The sequence below is a fragment of the Phaeodactylibacter sp. genome, from assembly GCF_022763345.1.
Classification (GTDB): domain Bacteria; phylum Bacteroidota; class Bacteroidia; order Chitinophagales; family Saprospiraceae; genus Phaeodactylibacter.
The window spans coordinates 37,237-53,466 of sequence record NZ_JALEGS010000013.1 but is presented as its reverse complement, the minus strand read 5'-3'; the positions used below and the strand labels follow the sequence as shown (position 1 = coordinate 53,466).

The 16,230-nt window shown below is 52.3% G+C and carries 16 protein-coding genes; 8 read left to right on the top strand and 8 right to left on the bottom strand.

From position 1 onward, the window contains the following. Together MRY86_RS03190 and MRY86_RS03185 are read left to right on the top strand one after the other, a co-directional pair. Complete coding sequence (locus tag MRY86_RS03190; protein WP_293568764.1) at window positions 1–1,362, top strand: (Fe-S)-binding protein; 1,362 nt, start codon at window positions 1–3, stop codon at window positions 1,360–1,362. Between the two features lie 28 nt (window positions 1,363–1,390). Beyond that, window positions 1,391–2,182 carry a (Fe-S)-binding protein gene (locus tag MRY86_RS03185; protein WP_293568762.1) on the top strand — a complete coding sequence of 264 codons (792 nt, stop codon included), beginning with the start codon at window positions 1,391–1,393 and terminating at the stop codon, window positions 2,180–2,182. Between the two features lie 194 nt (window positions 2,183–2,376). Here MRY86_RS03185 and MRY86_RS03180 read toward each other — a convergent pair whose 3' ends face one another. From MRY86_RS03180 to fbp, 4 genes are all read right to left on the bottom strand, one after another. Next, on the bottom strand, window positions 2,377–2,700 hold the full coding sequence (locus MRY86_RS03180) for a type II toxin-antitoxin system PemK/MazF family toxin (protein WP_293568760.1): 324 nt from the start codon (window positions 2,698–2,700) through the stop codon (window positions 2,377–2,379). Then, a complete protein-coding gene (locus MRY86_RS03175; protein ID WP_293568758.1) occupies window positions 2,697–2,936 on the bottom strand; it encodes an AbrB/MazE/SpoVT family DNA-binding domain-containing protein in 240 nt (79 codons plus the stop codon). The genes MRY86_RS03180 and MRY86_RS03175 overlap by 4 nt, the downstream gene beginning before the upstream one ends. A gap of 128 nt (window positions 2,937–3,064) precedes the next feature. Then, a complete protein-coding gene (locus MRY86_RS03170; protein WP_293568756.1) occupies window positions 3,065–3,361 on the bottom strand; it encodes a hypothetical protein in 297 nt (98 codons plus the stop codon). A 139-nt stretch (window positions 3,362–3,500) separates the two neighbouring features. Continuing rightward, window positions 3,501–4,505, bottom strand: a complete 1,005-nt coding sequence (fbp, locus tag MRY86_RS03165) for a class 1 fructose-bisphosphatase (protein ID WP_293568754.1) — start codon at window positions 4,503–4,505, stop codon at window positions 3,501–3,503. Window positions 4,506–4,606: 101 nt separating this feature from the next. Between fbp and MRY86_RS03160 the strand changes: the two genes are divergently transcribed. The 3 genes from MRY86_RS03160 (at window position 4,607) to MRY86_RS03150 (ending at window position 6,899) form a co-directional block, all read left to right on the top strand. Further along, window positions 4,607–5,086 (top strand): hypothetical protein, encoded by a 480-nt coding sequence (locus MRY86_RS03160; RefSeq protein ID WP_293571007.1) that lies wholly within the window; start codon window positions 4,607–4,609, stop codon window positions 5,084–5,086. A gap of 88 nt (window positions 5,087–5,174) precedes the next feature. Continuing rightward, the gene (locus MRY86_RS03155) at window positions 5,175–5,642 is read left to right on the top strand and encodes a sporulation protein (RefSeq protein WP_293568668.1); all 468 of its coding nucleotides are present in this window, start codon (window positions 5,175–5,177) and stop codon (window positions 5,640–5,642) included. 9 nt (window positions 5,643–5,651) lie between these two features. Then, on the top strand, window positions 5,652–6,899 hold the full coding sequence (locus tag MRY86_RS03150) for an ABC transporter permease (protein ID WP_293568666.1): 1,248 nt from the start codon (window positions 5,652–5,654) through the stop codon (window positions 6,897–6,899). Window positions 6,900–6,979: 80 nt separating this feature from the next. Here MRY86_RS03150 and MRY86_RS03145 read toward each other — a convergent pair whose 3' ends face one another. Both MRY86_RS03145 and MRY86_RS03140 read right to left on the bottom strand, forming a co-directional pair. Further along, a complete protein-coding gene (locus MRY86_RS03145) occupies window positions 6,980–7,603 on the bottom strand; it encodes a DsbA family protein (protein ID WP_293568665.1) in 624 nt (207 codons plus the stop codon). Window positions 7,604–7,852: 249 nt separating this feature from the next. Continuing rightward, complete coding sequence (locus MRY86_RS03140; protein ID WP_293571006.1) at window positions 7,853–10,279, bottom strand: prolyl oligopeptidase family serine peptidase; 2,427 nt, start codon at window positions 10,277–10,279, stop codon at window positions 7,853–7,855. Between the two features lie 210 nt (window positions 10,280–10,489). Here MRY86_RS03140 and MRY86_RS03135 point away from each other — a divergent pair, with 210 nt between their 5' ends. From MRY86_RS03135 to MRY86_RS03125, 3 genes are all read left to right on the top strand, one after another. After that, on the top strand, window positions 10,490–11,080 hold the full coding sequence (locus tag MRY86_RS03135; RefSeq protein WP_293566659.1) for a YceI family protein: 591 nt from the start codon (window positions 10,490–10,492) through the stop codon (window positions 11,078–11,080). 144 nt (window positions 11,081–11,224) lie between these two features. Further along, entirely contained in the window at window positions 11,225–12,541 is a 1,317-nt protein-coding gene (locus MRY86_RS03130) for a hypothetical protein (RefSeq protein WP_293566658.1), read from the top strand. A gap of 99 nt (window positions 12,542–12,640) precedes the next feature. Then, window positions 12,641–13,240 (top strand): YceI family protein, encoded by a 600-nt coding sequence (locus tag MRY86_RS03125; protein ID WP_293566657.1) that lies wholly within the window; start codon window positions 12,641–12,643, stop codon window positions 13,238–13,240. 6 nt (window positions 13,241–13,246) lie between these two features. Here the strand turns inward: MRY86_RS03125 and MRY86_RS03120 are convergent, their stop codons facing one another. Beyond that, on the bottom strand, window positions 13,247–15,202 hold the full coding sequence (locus MRY86_RS03120) for a tetratricopeptide repeat protein (RefSeq protein WP_293566656.1): 1,956 nt from the start codon (window positions 15,200–15,202) through the stop codon (window positions 13,247–13,249). A 15-nt stretch (window positions 15,203–15,217) separates the two neighbouring features. Further along, window positions 15,218–16,228 carry a PorP/SprF family type IX secretion system membrane protein gene (locus tag MRY86_RS03115; protein ID WP_293566655.1) on the bottom strand — a complete coding sequence of 337 codons (1,011 nt, stop codon included), beginning with the start codon at window positions 16,226–16,228 and terminating at the stop codon, window positions 15,218–15,220. Between the last annotated feature and the right edge of the window lie 2 nt (window positions 16,229–16,230).

Genomic DNA, 16,230 nt, shown 5'->3' with positions numbered 1-16,230 from the left:
ATGGTACAACAGATCGCCTTCATTCTGATAAGCGCAGCCGCCATAGGTGTTGCTGTAAAAGCTTTTGGTAAAGTCCGGCGCAACATCCTGCTGGGTCAGGACGAAGCGGTAACCGGTGACACGGGGGAGCGCTGGCGCAATGTACTGCTGGTGGCGTTCGGGCAGCGAAAGATGTTTAAGCGCTGGATTCCGGCGGTTCTGCACTTCATTATTTACGCCGCATTTGTCATCACTCAGGTTGAGCTGATCGAAATCTTCATTGATGGCATCATCGGCGAGCACCGCTTTTTTGCGGACAAATTAGGCGGGTTCTACACCTTTGTTATCAGCTTTATTGAAGTACTGTCCCTGCTGACCTTCTTCGCCACCTTTATCTTCTTGGCCCGCCGCAACCTGCTGAAGCTGCCCCGTTTCAAGAAGCCGGAAATGAAGGGCTGGCCGAGCCTGGATGGTAACCTCATCCTCATTTTTGAGATCATCCTGCTCATTGGCATTTTTACCATGAATGGCACGGATGTGGTGCTGCAGCAAATGGACCCGGAGCACTTCAAAGACACTGGTACACTGGCCGTAAGCAGTTGGCTTGGTCCGGCATTGTTTGGCGGCATGAGCGAAGGCACGCTGATTGTCCTGGAAAGGGTAGGGTGGTGGCTCCACTTTGCGATGGTGCTGACCTTCCTCAACTACTTGCCGTACTCCAAGCACCTGCACATTCTGCTGGCTTTCCCCAATACCTACTACGCCCGCCTGAAGCCCCGCGGCGAGATGGACAATATGGATGAAATCACCAAAGAGGTCCGCAGTATGATGGACCCGGAGGCTGCTTTTGATGAAGCGGACATGAGCGAAGAGCTGCCCGAGTTTGGTGCAAGTGATGTATTTGGATTGAGCTGGAAGAACGTCATGGATGCCTACAGCTGTACGGAATGCGGCCGCTGCACGGCGGTTTGCCCGGCCAACATCACGGGCAAAAAACTGTCTCCACGTAAGGTGATGATGGACATCCGCGACCGGGCAGAGGAAATTGGCCGCAATCTGGATACAGGCTCCGATGAGTTTGCCAAAGACAAGAGTCAGCCGCTCAGCAAAGATAACTATGACGACGGCAAGACGCTGTTCGATTATACCACACCGGAAGAACTGCATGCCTGCACGACCTGCAATGCTTGTGTAGAGGCCTGCCCGGTCCTAATCAATCCACTCGACCCTATCCTGAAGATGCGGCGCTACGAAATCCTGACCTTATCACAAGGGCCTCAGGATTGGCTGCCGATGTTCAACAGTTTGGAAAACAGTGGCTCCGCTTGGGCTATACCCGACGACCGGGACAAGTGGGCGAAGGAAGCTATGAAAGAAGGGTAATTCAGCAAGAAAGAAAAGCAAATAAGATATGAGTAATCTCCGCATACCAACGATGGCAGAAATGGCCGCAGAAGGCCGGGAGCCGGAAATTTTGTTTTGGGTAGGCTGTGCCGGCAGCTTTGACAGCCGCGCGCAGAAAGTCACCGTGGCCTTTTGTAAAATCCTGAATGCCGTTGGCGTTGATTTCGCCATTCTGGGCAACGAAGAAAGTTGCACCGGTGACCCCGCCCGCCGCGCCGGCAATGAGTTCCTTTTTCAGATGCAGGCCCTGCAAAATATTGAGGTACTCAACATGTACAATGTAAAGAAAATGGTGACGGCCTGCCCCCACTGTTTCAATACCATCAAGAACGAGTACCCGGCTTTGGGCGGCAACTACGAGGTGGTCCACCACACGCAATTGCTGCAGGAGCTCATCAATGAAGGCCGCATCAAAATGAAAGAAGGCGGTGAATTCAAAGGCAAGCGCATCACCTACCACGATTCCTGCTATTTGGGCCGCGTGAACGGCGTATACGAAGCCCCGCGCGAAGTACTGCAAACCCTCGATGCCGACCTGGTCGAAATGAAGCGCTGCAAGTCCAACGGCCTATGCTGTGGGGCCGGCGGTGCCCAAATGTGGAAGGAAGACGAGCCCGGCAATAAGCGCATCAACATCGAGCGTGCCGAGGAAGCCCTGGAAACCGGTGCTAAAGTCGTAGCCGCCAACTGCCCCTTCTGCCTGACAATGATGGGCGATGGCATCAAAGCCAAAGACAAGCAGGAAGAGGTGATGGTCTATGATTTGGCGGAGTTGATTTTGAATAATATGGAGGGGTAATGGAGGAGGTCGGGCAGTGGTACTTTTGAGTAGTATTCGCATCCACGAAAGCCGAAATGCTAGGTTGTTCCGCATCTATATCACTCATTTCTGAAAACACCGGAGGTTGAGCTCTAACGGTCTTTGTGTGCAAGGTTTGGGCGTTTAAGCAACGGGAGCGAGCGCATACACTTTGTTCTGCAAAGGCGTCTTTTTTAATCAACAAATGTTTCTTTAATCACCTCTTTTACTTCTGAAATCTCAGCATCCGTCAAATTTCCGACCTTTTTATACACTCGTCTTTTATCTATTGTCCTGATCTGTTCAATGACCACCCAATTTTTCTTCCCTTTCACTTTTATTTCAATCCTTGTTGGATAATTTTTAGATTTTGAAGTAATCGGAGCAATGATTATGGTCCTTAAATAATCGTTTATTTCATTCGGTGAAACGACTACACAAGGTCTGGTTTTCTTAATCTCACTACCAATTGTGGGATCTAAATTCACTATGACTATTTCATATTGCGATATTTTCATAGCTCCCAGTTTTCATCTTCAAAAACATCATCAATCAATAATTCATCGTCTCCTCTCTCTGCCATTTTTTTGAAGGCTTCGTCCCATCCATCCCGGGGCTTTTTGACAGGTTTCAAAATCAAAAACCCTTCTTTGAAAATCAACTCAACCTTATCCGTGATATCATATCTCTCTAAGATAGTTTTTGCAAGTCTAATCCCTTTGGAATTTCCGATTTGAATGATTGAGATTTCCATAAACTACGATTTAATTGTAATCACTTTGTATTTACAAAGTTGTCTTCTTTTTTACTCGAATCCAAGTTTCATTCCCTTTTTTTACCTGTGTGGAACGGCTATCCACGCTCTACTTCATAGGGGCAACATTAATCAGCAATGTCTGCTAACAACTCGTCAATATCACCTTCAATACCAATTTGATCTGCCAACTGTTTAAAGGCCGCATAATTCAAAGGCTCGTATGGCTGTTCCTGATCAATATCTGCTAAAGTAACTTGAGTGCGTATTGAACGTACAGCAGATTCAAGTTCCTTCTGTTTTTTGAAGTTCTGATCTGACGCCTTATTTATGGCATACTCGACTTTATCCAGTGTCTGTTTGTCCTCGATAGCCATGATGTACTCAATCAACCGGTACTTTTTGTCTCTTAGATCTATAGTCATGAGGCATTTTTTTTAGCTTAAATACTTTAATCTGTACGATAACAAATTCATGAAAGGATAGAGTTCCATTCGCTAAACAGCACAGTGAACTGAGGCACGAATATTTCCCCTAAAATAAGAAAAATCATCTAACACAACCTCACTTTAAAAAACGCATCGCCTCCTCCACCATCCGCTCCGAGCCAATGATTAGCGGAACACGCTGATGCATATCCACCGGAGCAATCTCCATAATGCGCTGACCGTTACCGTAGGCGAGCCCGCCAGCCTGTTCGGCGATGAACGCCAGCGGATTGCACTCATAAAGCAGCCGAAGCTTGCCTTCCGGGTACACACCGGGCGTAGCAGGGTAGAGGTAGATGCCGCCCTTGATCAGGCTGCGGTGGAAGTCGGCCACCAGGGAGCCAATGTAGCGGGCGGTATAGCCTTCGCGTTTGCAGTGGTTGAGGTAGTGCTGCACCGCTTCCCCGTATTTGAAATAATGGCTCTCGTTGATCGAGTAGATATTGCCTTCGGCCGGGAAGCGCATTTTCGGATGAGACAGGTAGAATTCACCCAGAGAGGGATCGTAGGTGAAACCGTTGACCCCATAGCCAGTGGTGTACACCAGCATCGTGCTCGAACCGAACAGGACGTAGCCTCCGGCAATCTGCTCTGCACCCTTTTGCAGGGCATCTTTAGCCACCTCTGGTGGCGTGCCGATCTCTGTCTTCCGTCGGTAAATACCAAAGACGGTCCCAATTGGGACATTCACCTCGATGTTGGAAGAACCATCCAACGGGTCCATCGCGATGACGTATTTGGCATCATTCTTCCCGGTCAGTACCAGTTCTTTCTTTTCCTCAGAAACGATACAGCAGACCTGCCCGCCCATTTTCAGCGCCCTGACAAAGCGGATATGCCCGACGATATCCAGCATTTTCTGGTCTTCGCCCTGCACATTTTCGGAGCCCGCCATGCCGGTAATGTCGCCCAGGCCGGCCCGGTTGATTTCCCGGCCCAGGATTTTTGCTGCAAGGCCGATATCCCGAAGCAGCCTGGACAGCTCACCGGTAGCGTAGGGGAACTGATCCTGATTGAGGTCAATCCAGCGGTCAAGGGTGGTGCCAACCGGAGCGCTGAGCGCTTTGATTTTTTCGTTCATGCTTTTTTCTAAAGGTACGAAAATGAACCAACTGCCCCACCTCAGTTGTATACCTAATTATTGACGCACATTAATTATGTTTGAGGTAAAATTGAAGCAAAATGACACTTCCCGATACCCTTTCCAATACCACCCGCCTCTGGGTATACCAGGCCAATAAGCCATTCCCGGCGGACGCGGTGCCGGAGATCAGATCAAACCTGCAAGCCTTTGCCCGCCAATGGGTGAGCCACAACCGTCAGCTCAGGGCGGATGCCGATGTGCTGCACGACCGGTTTGTGATCCTGATGGTGGATGAAAGCCAGGCTGATGCCAGTGGCTGCTCCATTGATTCCTCCGTACATTTTCTGAAGAAACTGCAGGCGGAATACGGGGTGGATTTATTCGACCGCATGTATTTCAGTTATCAGGATGGCGATGCCGTGCACACCGTCAGCCGGGAGGAGTTTGCCCGCCGGTATGCCGAAGGGCAAATCAATGACCATACCCTGGTTTTTGATACCCTGGTTGAATCCAAGGCGGCTTTCGATGCAGGCTGGCTAAAGCCGCTAAGTGAAAGCTGGCACGCGCGATTGGTATAATTTCCACCTGCCTTGATAGAAAAAGCATGGCGCTTTGACTGGGGTAGTCTACCTTGGCTGATGCGAAACAACAGATTTGCAATACACCATGATCGGACGAGTCAAAAAATGGTTGGGTATTGAAGGCGTCAAACTGGAGCTGGTCCTTCCTGAAACAATGGAAGGGACTGACCGTGTGCTTCAGGGGCGTGTTCGCCTGCAATCCTTAAACCCACAGGTTGTCCGCCGCATCCGTATCATCCTCATTGAGCGGTACAGCCGCGGGCGTGGCAAGGAAAAGCTGGTGGATGAATACGAGTTGGGGCAGGTACAGCTGGACCACCGGCTGGAAGTGCTGCCCGGTGAGGTGCGCGAATTGCCGTTTGAGCTGCCCTTTGAACTCGTCCCCTCGGGCATCGATGATTTTGGCAAGCGCAATTTGTTGTTCAGCGGGTTAGCGAAAGCCGCCAAAGCCATCAATGCGGTGGGTTCTGAGTTCCGCGTGGAAGCCGAAGCAGAGGTGGAAGGCGTTGCGCTGAACCCCTTTGACAAAAAAGCCATCGCCATAAAAGGATAAGCCATCACCATGATTGTACTGCGCATCATCTACGAAGCCATTGCCCAAGCCTGGCAACAGCTCTATTCCAACCGCCTGCGGAGCCTCCTCTCCCTGCTAGGCATTTCCATCGGCATCTTTTGCATTATCGGCGTACTGTCGGCAGTGGATTCGCTGGAAGACAACATCCGGGGCAGCCTCGACAAACTGGGCAGCGATGTAGTGTACGTGAAGAAGTGGCCCTGGGCGGATGTCAGCGGTGCCTGGTGGCATTACATCAAGCGCCCCAACCCGGACCACGCTGATTACGAGGTGATCAACGAAAAAGCGAAAACCGTTGACCTGGCTTCCTTCCATGTGGTGATTGGCTATAAAAGCGTAAGGTTTAAGTCCAATACAGTTGAAAATGCCGTCCTGATTGGCTCCTCCCTGGAGTTTGTGGAGATGTTTCAAATTGACTTCGAAAAAGGGCGTTACTTTTCTCCGGCCGAATACCATTACGGCAGCAACAAAATGGTCATAGGGGCAGTAGTAGCAGAGGAGCTCTTTGGCGAGATTGACCCGATTGGGCGGACCATCAAAATGATGGGGCGTAAGTATGAAGTCATCGGTGTGATTGAAAAATCAGGAGATGCCCTGCTAAATCCACTCGACTTTGATGACTGCCTGCTCGTTTCCTACAACAACGCCCGTGGGCTGGCCAACCTGAAAGCCCGGCAGATTTTCGACACTTCCGTAAATGCCAAAGCAGCAGAAGGCGTCAGCATGCAGCAAATGAAGGACGAAATCAGAGGCATTCTCAGAGCCCACCACCGCCTGCCACCCCGTGCGGATGATGACTTTGCGCTCAACGAGTTGTCCATGATTTCCAGTGTCTTCGATAGCTTCTTCGGCATTCTCAACCTGGTGGGCATAGTGATCGGCCTGTTTGCCATGCTTGTGGGCATCGTCAGTGTAGCCAATATCATGTTCGTTTCCGTCAAGGAGCGCACCAACCTGATAGGGGTCAAAAAAGCCCTGGGCGCCAAACGCATCGTCATCCTGCTGGAATTCCTGATCGAGTCCGTGGTCCTTTGCTTTATCGGCGGGCTGGCCGGACTCGGGCTGATTTACGCCATCATCACGATGCTCTCCAATATTATCGACTTTGATATGTACCTGTCCTTTGGGAATATGGTGTTGGGCGTGGTGGTCTCCGTGCTGGTCGGTGTTGCTTCAGGGCTGATCCCTGCTATACAGGCTTCCCGTATGGATCCGGTGGAGGCGATGCGGCAGTAAGGCTTTCTGGCAAGAGCAGTTTCCCCATTGCCGCATCTCATGCCCTTTCGGGCATGCCTGCTGGTCGTGCCTTGTAACGCTTATTCTATCGCTTGCTGATAGGCGGCTTCCAACCTGGGAAGCGGCATATAGCCCCGGGCGAGTACAGTGGTTTGTCCGTTGTGCTGAAGCAGGACCGTTGGGAAGCCCGTGACCCCGAAACCAGAAGCACGCTGAAATTCTTCCCGGGCGCGCTGCAGGTTTTCATTTTGTTTCATCTCCGCAACAAATGAGCTGGGCTCCAGCCCAAATTCAGCAGCCAACTCCCCGTAAGCTTCATAATCAACCGGTTCGATTCCATCATAATAAATGGCTTTTTGGAGGCGGGCTGCAAAGGCAACAGCCTGCCCGGGCTGATGTTGCTTGAAGACTGTAAGCGCTATCGCAGGCGGAATGGACGTGAAAACGGCAGACCCTTCCTCCAGGATATCTTCCAGAAAGCTTTGGCCAAAAGTTACGCCGGTGGCGCGTTCCACATCTTTGTATGCCTTGCTGATGTAACCGGCCACCTCGCCGATAGGGCCAATCCGGCTACCTGTTATCATTCCTCCGGAGAGGACTTCAAAATCCAGCTCCTCCTCATGGTTTTGGTGGAACTCAGTAATGACCAGAGAAAAGCCGTAGCACCATCCGCAGAGGGCGTCGTACACATAGATCAGTTTCATGTTGTCCTGAATTGTTTGTTGTCCATAAGCGTAACTGCTGCTAAACAGCAACAGCATAAATAGAAAAAGCCGCATGTTGTTTTTTGGAAGTAATAAGGTTGGGTAGCGCATTTTGGTTTTGGAGCGCAGCGCTTACAATTTTGTTAGAAAGCCAAATGGCAAACAAGAAGCCCCCGCTCCTGCGGCATCGCAGTTGAGCAGGGGCTTCCGGAAAAGCACGGATCCAGGAGTCCGTTTGCAGCAAATCTTCTAAGGCTTCACCTCCCGGTTTTTCACATACTTCTCCAGCCAGGCATCCTGCTCGTACAGCATATGCATGATGGATTCTTTGGCGCGGTAGCCATGGCTTTCGTGGGGCAGCATGACCAACCGGGCTTTGCCGCCCAAGCCGTTGATGGCCTGATACATGCGTTCGCTTTGCAGCGGGAAGGTCCCACTGTTGTTGTCTGCCTCTCCATGAATCATCAGGAGTGGCTCGTTGACTTTGTCGGCATGCATGAAGGGCGACATGGTGTAGTAGACCTCCGGTGCATCCCAGTACGTCCGTTCCTCGCTTTGGAAGCCAAAGGGGGTCAGGGTCCGGTTGTAAGCCCCGCTGCGTGCAATGCCCGCTGCGAAGAGGTCTGAGTGAGCCAGCAGATTAGCCGTCATAAAGGCGCCGTAGGAGTGTCCGCCCACGGCGATGCGGTTGCGGTCGGCAATGCCCCGCTCTGCCAGCACGTCTATAGCAGCTTCGGCATTGCCCACCAGCTGCTCCCGGAAGTAGTCGTTGGGTTCCTCATCTTCCTCTCCAACAATAGGCATGGCCACCTGATCGAATACCGCATAGCCTTGCGTGAGCCAGTAGAGAGGTGACCCCCAGTACAGGCGCACAAACTCGTAAGGCGAGCCTTGTACCTGACCGGCATCTCCCTTGCTTTTGAATTCCCGAGGGTAGGCCCACATGATCACAGGCAGCGGGCCATCTGTTTCCGGATTGTAGCCTTTTGGCAAATACAGATCGCCCTGCAGGTCGAGCCCATCCTTTCGTTGGTACTGTACGACTTCCTTTTCGATACCTGCCAGGGCCGGGTAGGGGTGCGGAAAGTCCGTGATGGCATCAAGGTCGCCGGTCTTCCAGTTGCGGATATAGTAGTTGGGCGGATCGTCCGGTGATTCCCGGCGGGTCACGAGCATTCCTTTTTTTGCATCCAAAATGAAAGCAGGGGATTCGTAATAGGGGGCTTCCGAGCGCCAGAGTTCCCTGGTTTCCTGTGTTTTCAGGTCAAAAGTGCGGACAAAAGGCCGGTTCCCTTCCGGTGAAGCGCCCTGCCCGGTGAGGAAGAGGGTGCGCCCGCCATCTGCCATCAGCAGTACTTGTTCGCCAAACTCATTATAGGTCGTTTCAAAGCTGCCGGGGTCGCTGTAGCGGTCCTGATAGGAACGATCAAACAGTACCTTTTTGCTATCCGGTTTTCCCGGTGTAAACAGGCTCGTTTTAATATTGCGGGTCGCCCACCAGTATTCATAGGCAATAGCAGTGGAAGCGTTGCCCCAAACGATGCCGCTAAAGCGAAGCTCAAAGTCCAGCCCCGCCTTCACTTCCCCATCTTTAAAAGGTGCTGACCAGTAAAACAGTTTGTCCCGGACGTCCACTTCCCGCTGCGGGTCGCCACCATCCTGGGCTTCCACCCAGTACAGCGTTGCCGGCTGATCGTCCCGCCAGCTGATGCGGCGCTTGCCTTCCGGTACAGCCCCGAAACCTTTAGGCAACTGCTCGATCAAAGGCTGCTCATCGATTAGCTTGACCAGGTTTCCGTCCAGGTCGTATACCTCCGTGGTGGTTGGGAAACGATAATAAGGTACCAGGTAGGAAAAAGGTCGGTGGATGGTCTCCACCATAATATACTGGTCATTAGGCGAGGGGCTGGCACCGGCTATCATTCCTGCTTTCGCAAAAGGCTTTGAGGTGCCTTTCTCCAGATCATGCATCACCAGCTCGGAAGTGGTGTAGTATTCAAACAGATCCTCATCGTAGGGATTCTCTAAGAGGTCCTGATACGTCCGGAGGGTGGTTTTCTGCCCGGCAGACTCCTGAATGACTGGCCCGGCGGGCACCAAGATTTCCTCCGGGCGGTCGCCCCGGTCTTTGGGCACCATTTTGACCAGGATTTGATCACTGCCAATCCAGTCGTAAGGCGTGCCGCCCATGGCATCGTTTACGCGGTCATCGGTAAGGGCGCTGGCTGACTTCCCCGCTACGGTGCCTGTCCAAAGCGCAATGCCTTTCTGAGTGGTAATGGTGAAGGCAAACCGCTTGCCATCGGGTGACCAGCTCAGATTTTCAATCTGTGCAGCATCCGGCAATCCGGAAACGCTGAAGGTTCTTCCGCTATCCATATGTTTCAGGGTAAGGCTGGAGTAGCTGTAACTCCGGCTGCTCCCGTTGGTCCGGGGATTCATGCGCAGGCCCGCCAGGCGCAGTTCCGGTTGTGCCAGTTCCTCAATGGAAGGGTAGCCGGGGCGCTCCATGAGCATCATCCACTCCCGGCTGCTGTTGATGCGCAGGGCAGGCGGCAGGGGAGCGTTGGCAAGATCGGCGATAGCCTTAGGAGGCATTTGGTAGCCCGATGGGGCTTGTGCCAAAAGGCTTTCAGAGAGTAGCAAAAGGGTGAAAACCCACAAAAAATGTTTCATAAAGTCAGGTTTGTTGTGGTGATTTGGAAATGGTTCGCACTAAAATGCTCCTTAAATATCGTAAAAAGGCTTGAAAATCCATCTTGCATATTTAGCATTGTTAAGCCTTTAACGTCTGAGTGATAAAGGTCACACAGGGTTTTGACGAATGTCACCAATCCCCACCCCTTAGGTAGGATATCTTTGAACTATCAATAAAAACAGAGAGATATGAAAAACCTGCTATTGAACTTACTCGCACTGCTGATTGCGGCTTCACTTTCCGGGCAGGCCTATGAGGTGGCGCATTTTGAGATGACCGTGTCTGGTACATCTACCCTTCACGATTGGACATCGGATATCACCAAGATAAATGCTGAAGCTTACATCGACTGGACAGATGGGAAGGTAGGCAACATTAGAAACTTGTCGGTGACCGTTCCTGTAGAAGGTATTGTGAGTACCAAAGGCCGGATTATGGACGGCAAAACCTGGGATGCCCTCAAAAAAGACAAATATCCCAACATCACTTTTAAAGTAAGCACGGCCGATGTGAAATGGGTTAACGGTAAGTACCTGATCACTGCAAACGGTAAGCTCACGGTAGCCGGACAAACCAAAACCGTCACCCTCAAAGCCAACGGGAAGCCGGTAGCCAACGGCGGGCTGGTTTTCTCCGGCAGCTACGACATCAATATGCCCGACTACGGAGTGGAACCTCCCACTGCACTCATGGGCTCCATTAAAACCGGTGAAAAAGTTACCATTGACTATAGTGTCAATATGGTGCCTTCCAACGGCAACGCCAGCCTGGACCGGTAAGACTTAAAGATTCATCTGGATTTTCTCGAAAAACAGCGCCCTTACTAACAGGACTTCTGACCGGGACCGTTATGCCCGGCCCTGCCTGAACGGTGCGTGTGTTAGCGATTCACATAAAACAACCACGTTAAAAACCTACTCGTCATGAAATTATTCAAAGCATTATTTAGCTTCATCGCACTGCTCGCGGTGACCTCACTGATGGCTCAGCAAGCCAGGATTGACAACCTTCGCCCTTACGATCAGGAAGGTGTGAATGAATTCGAATACCTCAAAAAGGATAGCCTTGATTTCGAAGGCGTGAAAGTCCGCTTGGGTGGTAACTTTGCCCAACAATTCCAGGCACTCGACCACAGCAACACCCTCATGGATGTGGACGGCGACGGTCAGTTTGACAATGAACTTTACAACCTTGAGCCTGGTTTCAACCTCGCAACAGCCAACCTAAACATCGACGTGGAACTGGCCAAAGGCGTTCGCCTGAACCTGGTGACCTATCTGTCTTCCCGCCACCACCCCGAAGCATGGGTGAAAGGTGGTTTCATTCAAGTCGATGACCTGTCCTTCCTCAACAGTGATTTTGCGGACAAGCTGATGGAAAACATCACCATCCGTGCCGGTCACATGGAAATCAACTACGGTGATGCACACTTCCGCCGTACGGACAACGGTAATGCCATGTACAACCCATTCGTAGGCAACTACATCGTTGATGCCTTCAATACTGAGATCGGTGGTGAAGTTTACTACCAGAAAGAGGGTTGGATTGCCATGCTGGGAATCACCGGTGGTGAGATCAATGGTAACATTACTGCACCAAACACCAGTGAAGTAGACGAAAACTCCAATCGTGCACCTTCTATCATTGGTAAGATTGGCTACGATAGCCAAGTAGCAGATAACGTACGCCTCCGGGTAACCGGTTCTGCCTACCACACTGCAAGCTCAGCGGTTAACCACCTTTACAGTGGTGACCGTGGCGGCTCCCGCTACTACCTCGTGATGTCTCCTCCGGGTGTAGGCGCTGGCGACCGCGGCATCTTCTCCTCCGGCCGCTACAGCCCTGGTTTTATGGACGAAGTGACGGCCTTTATGGGCAACGCATTTGTCAAAGCCGGCGGATTTGAATTCTTCGGAACCTACGAAATGTCTAGCGGACGCAACTGGTTCGAACCTGAAAAGCGTAATATGACGCAGGTTGCTGCGGATGTACTGTACCGCTTCGGCAAGAATGAGGACTTCTACATCGGTGGCCGTTACAATACCGTTAATGCGGATGTATCCAGTGACGCTTCCGTAACCATTAACCGCTATCAAATCGGCGGTGGCTGGTTCGTCATCGACAACATCCTGCTGAAAGCAGAGTATGTGAACCAGGAATACCTTGACTTTGCGCCAGGCTCATTGCTCTCTGATGGCAATTTCAGCGGCCTGATGATTGAAGCAGTAGTTGGCTTCTAAGGAAAAGAAAAACGTAGAGTCGAAAGACTAGCAAAAATCAGGCTCCCGGCCGGCGCTCCATGCCTGCCGGGAGTCCTTTTTTCACCCAAACCCAAAGCCATGCGTTACCCTGTCCGCTTTACTTTCCTGCTGTTGGTGCTGACTATCCTGCTTTCCGGATATGCCGATCGGGAGCGGGCTTACATTCTTGAAGAGTCTGAACTGACGCTCATCGGAACGTCCAATATCAAGCCCTTCTCCTGCGTTTGCGAAGAAGACTTCGAGCCCATTACCTATGAATTGGAGCAGCACTGCGACGGGCACTACATTTTTAAAGGTACCCGCCTGCGAATTCCCGTCCGCGCATTGGATTGTGGCAACCGCATTATGAATAAAGACCTCTATGAGGCACTGAAGGCAGATGCCTATCCGGAAATTGTAATTCAGCCCAAGGAGTTACACCTGCCACTGGCTTTAAATGCAACGGAAGGGTGGTCTGATTTGACCGCTGAAGCTTCTGTAAGGCTGGCTGGCCGCTCCCGGCAAATCTCCCTGCCGGTACGGGTAAAGGCACTGGGCAAAGCGAAGTTCCGGATTCAATCCAGAAAGACCCTTTGTATGCGAGATTTTGGTATTACCCCACCTACCGCTATGGGTGGACTGATCAAAGTGGAGGAAGAAATTGACATCCACTTCGACCTCGTTGTAGCCACACAATAAGCTTTTTCAATCTTTAATCTCCACGATTTCCACCCGCCGTTCCCGTGCTGCATCAGGATGGTAGATGCTGTTGCGCAAATCGTCCAATGCATCGCTCACCGTATTGGAAGCGGCTGCTTCGCCAAAGGGGCGCTCCGATAAGATCAGCTGCCCGTTTTCGAGGTAAGGTAGGAAAACCCCAGCTTCATAGGCCCGGAAGTGATTGCGCACACTGCTGATGCGCCGCTTACTGAGGGCCAGGTTGTAGTCCTTTTTGGCTCTGGGGCTCGTGAAACCTTTCATGAAAATCTCGACGGTGTCCCCACTTTCAAGGCGTTGCAAAAGGATTTCCGAAAATCGCCCCAAAAACAGAAACCCTTTCTCTGCTTCTTCCTCAAAAAAAGCTTCCACGGCGTAAGTCGCTTCTTCCCTCAACTCAGCCTCCAGCGGATCGGCAAAGCGGTCCAGGTATTCTGGTTTTCGGGCTGCATAGGCTTCATAAGTTTCCCCGTAAGTGCGCTGCGTGGTGGTGCGCCGGGTACGTTTGTCGGGCTCATCGTTGTCGAAATAGAGGGCCAGGGGCAGAAAATCCTGTAGCGTATTGGGGACGGGTTTTGGCTCAGGGATGCCGGGCCGCACCGGCTCAGGCATGTCCGGGACTTCTGTCAGTGCCGGGGTATCTGATGTGGGCAAAAGGTATTGTACGGCGTACAGGTCATTGCAGCAGGCCTCAAAGTCATCATCCAGGTAGTAGGCACCGGTCCGGTTGCTGGCCAGAAAAGCAAGGGTCGTGTCCTCACTCAGGCTGTAGTAAAGATCGTTGTAGCTGGAATTGACCGGCAGCCCAAGATTCACAGGGGGCGACCAACCTTCGGGCGTACGCCTTGACCGGAAAACATCATATCCTCCAAAATTATCCCGCCCGGCTGAGCTGAAGTAGAGCGTCTGCGTAGGCGTATGGAAAAAGGGGGTAATGTCGTCTTGAGCAGTGTTGAGCGCTGACAAAGGCAAAGGTTCTCCCACCTGACCATCGGTATCAATATCGGCACGGAACAGCTCAAGGTCTCCGGCATCACTTTCCTGTACAAAAAAGAGCACTTCGGTTTGCGCTGTGGAGTCGTGCCCCAGGCTCGGTTGCGTGGCGGTCTTCCCCTTTTGATTGACCGTGTTTGGCAAAAAGTTTACCTTCCGCTCCCAGCGCCCCCGGCTGTCCCGCTCCCGGTAGCCCAGCTGACACCGGATTTCCGAAGCATTAACATAATCGCATACAGTAAAGTACACCCGGTTCCCATCAGGGCTAAAGGCTGTATGGGCGGTATGCAACTGATCGTCATTGAAGCCACGGCGTAGTGGGCGGCCCCGGCTTTGCCCCTTGCGATAGAGCACTTTGGTGATGCGGCGCGGTGGGTCATAGTCGTCTTCTTCCCGTTCGTAGCGGAAAGAGGAATAGTAAAGGGTATCGTTGTGCAGCAGGGGCGCAAATTCGGAGTAATCGGTATTCACGCTTCTGCCCAGATGAGCAACCTTGGTCAGGGTATCAGCCGTTTGCCGGAGCGCCCACCGGCACTGCTGTAGTATTCGTTCGGCTTTTGCGCGGTCTTCCGGAGCAAGGCCCGGCCGTTTCAGAAAGGCGGTCAGGTACCCAACTGCCGGATCGTAGTCCGCGGTATGCTGATAGACTTCGCCAAGACCGAGCAGTGCTTGCGGAAAGCGGTCGCCCTGTGGGCTGTCCAGTATTTCCTTAAATTGCTCAGCCGCCTGCTGATAGGCATGAAAGCGCAGTGCTACTTGTGCGTATTTCAGACTAACGGCTGGGGTCTCCGGGCGCAGGGAAAGGGCACCACTGAAATGCTGCAGCGCTGCCTGATAATCCTGCCGGGCCAGGGCCTCATCACCAGCTTTCACAAAAGCTTTAAAGGTTTGTCCGGGAAGCAGCAGAGGGGCAAGGGAAAGCAGGGCAATCAAAAACAATCGGTAAGGCATAGGCATTGGATTGGGCTAAAAGACCGGGCAGGCTTTGAAGGCTTTGGGTGGTTTGACTTCGGTGATGAAATATTGCAGGGACAACTCCGTCCCGCCCCGGCCATTAGTAGCCTGCCGGAAAGGGGAGGTGTTGATATCGTAGCTTAGTCCGAGCCGCCAGTCGCGATAAAAAACTTCCAGCAGGACGATAGCGGCATCACTGAGCCGGTAACCGCCACTTAATTGTACGGCTAAGGGCAGGCCCGTTAACTCATTCAGGTGGTAGCGCCCGCCGGCCAGGCCTACGATTTCCCGGTAGCTGCCCTGCCGCTGTCCGAGCAGGTAGGCTGCAAGGTCCCAGGTTTCATTCAATTCTACGACACCTGTAACATGAAGGTTGACCAAAATGGGCAGGGGGACCGCCTCATTTTCCAAAAAGGACAAAGAAGGCTGATTAAGGTGAGCGCTGCCCAGGCCGGCATTAATTTCGGTACGGCTGCGGGTATCAGCATAGCGGTAGTTCACGCCTGCCCCCAGGCTGCTGTAGCCAGCGGCGGTGCGGGGCAGCACCTCAGCAGAAGGCGTCGTGGGATCGAAGAAGTTGTCGGTAAACTGATCACCAAACTGAAAGGCACCGGGTTGCAGGGTCCGTTGCCCAAAGCGGCCCTGAATGCCTGCGGAAAGCGTTTGTTCCTCCGAAAGTTGCAAGTGGTATGCCAGCGAAAGCCCCACCTGAACCCAACTCAGCTGCCCGTCCCCAGCCTGATCATACAAAAAGTGCGCCCCCGCCCCAAACAGATGATTCCGGAGCTTTGGCAACCGCACTTTTCGGCTGTAGCCGGCTGCAATGGTTTCATAAGCCACCGGCACGGACTGCCACTGCGACCGGTAATTGGCACCAAAGCGGTGGTCGGGCCGGTAAGCTCCTGCCAAAGCCGGGTTGATTTGCTGAGGCGCATTGTGGAACTGCGAAAAGTGCAGGTCTTGCGCCAGGAGCACGCCACCAAGCAGTAGAAACGGTAAGAGGAGGGTTGTTTTTCTCGCCATGA

Bases quoted from the DNA above. Each gene is read 5' to 3' on its own strand.
- MRY86_RS03190 (WP_293568764.1), top strand. From the start codon at position 1: ATGGTACAACAGATCGCCTTCATTCTGATAAGCGCAGCCGCCATAGGT.
- MRY86_RS03185 (WP_293568762.1), top strand. From the start codon at position 1,391: ATGAGTAATCTCCGCATACCAACGATGGCAGAAATGGCCGCAGAAGGC.
- MRY86_RS03180 (WP_293568760.1), bottom strand. From the start codon at position 2,700: ATGAAAATATCGCAATATGAAATAGTCATAGTGAATTTAGATCCCACA.
- MRY86_RS03175 (WP_293568758.1), bottom strand. From the start codon at position 2,936: ATGGAAATCTCAATCATTCAAATCGGAAATTCCAAAGGGATTAGACTT.
- MRY86_RS03170 (WP_293568756.1), bottom strand. From the start codon at position 3,361: ATGACTATAGATCTAAGAGACAAAAAGTACCGGTTGATTGAGTACATC.
- fbp (WP_293568754.1), bottom strand. From the start codon at position 4,505: ATGAACGAAAAAATCAAAGCGCTCAGCGCTCCGGTTGGCACCACCCTT.
- MRY86_RS03160 (WP_293571007.1), top strand. From the start codon at position 4,607: ATGACACTTCCCGATACCCTTTCCAATACCACCCGCCTCTGGGTATAC.
- MRY86_RS03155 (WP_293568668.1), top strand. From the start codon at position 5,175: ATGATCGGACGAGTCAAAAAATGGTTGGGTATTGAAGGCGTCAAACTG.
- MRY86_RS03150 (WP_293568666.1), top strand. From the start codon at position 5,652: ATGATTGTACTGCGCATCATCTACGAAGCCATTGCCCAAGCCTGGCAA.
- MRY86_RS03145 (WP_293568665.1), bottom strand. From the start codon at position 7,603: ATGAAACTGATCTATGTGTACGACGCCCTCTGCGGATGGTGCTACGGC.
- MRY86_RS03140 (WP_293571006.1), bottom strand. From the start codon at position 10,279: ATGAAACATTTTTTGTGGGTTTTCACCCTTTTGCTACTCTCTGAAAGC.
- MRY86_RS03135 (WP_293566659.1), top strand. From the start codon at position 10,490: ATGAAAAACCTGCTATTGAACTTACTCGCACTGCTGATTGCGGCTTCA.
- MRY86_RS03130 (WP_293566658.1), top strand. From the start codon at position 11,225: ATGAAATTATTCAAAGCATTATTTAGCTTCATCGCACTGCTCGCGGTG.
- MRY86_RS03125 (WP_293566657.1), top strand. From the start codon at position 12,641: ATGCGTTACCCTGTCCGCTTTACTTTCCTGCTGTTGGTGCTGACTATC.
- MRY86_RS03120 (WP_293566656.1), bottom strand. From the start codon at position 15,202: ATGCCTTACCGATTGTTTTTGATTGCCCTGCTTTCCCTTGCCCCTCTG.
- MRY86_RS03115 (WP_293566655.1), bottom strand. From the start codon at position 16,228: ATGGCGAGAAAAACAACCCTCCTCTTACCGTTTCTACTGCTTGGTGGC.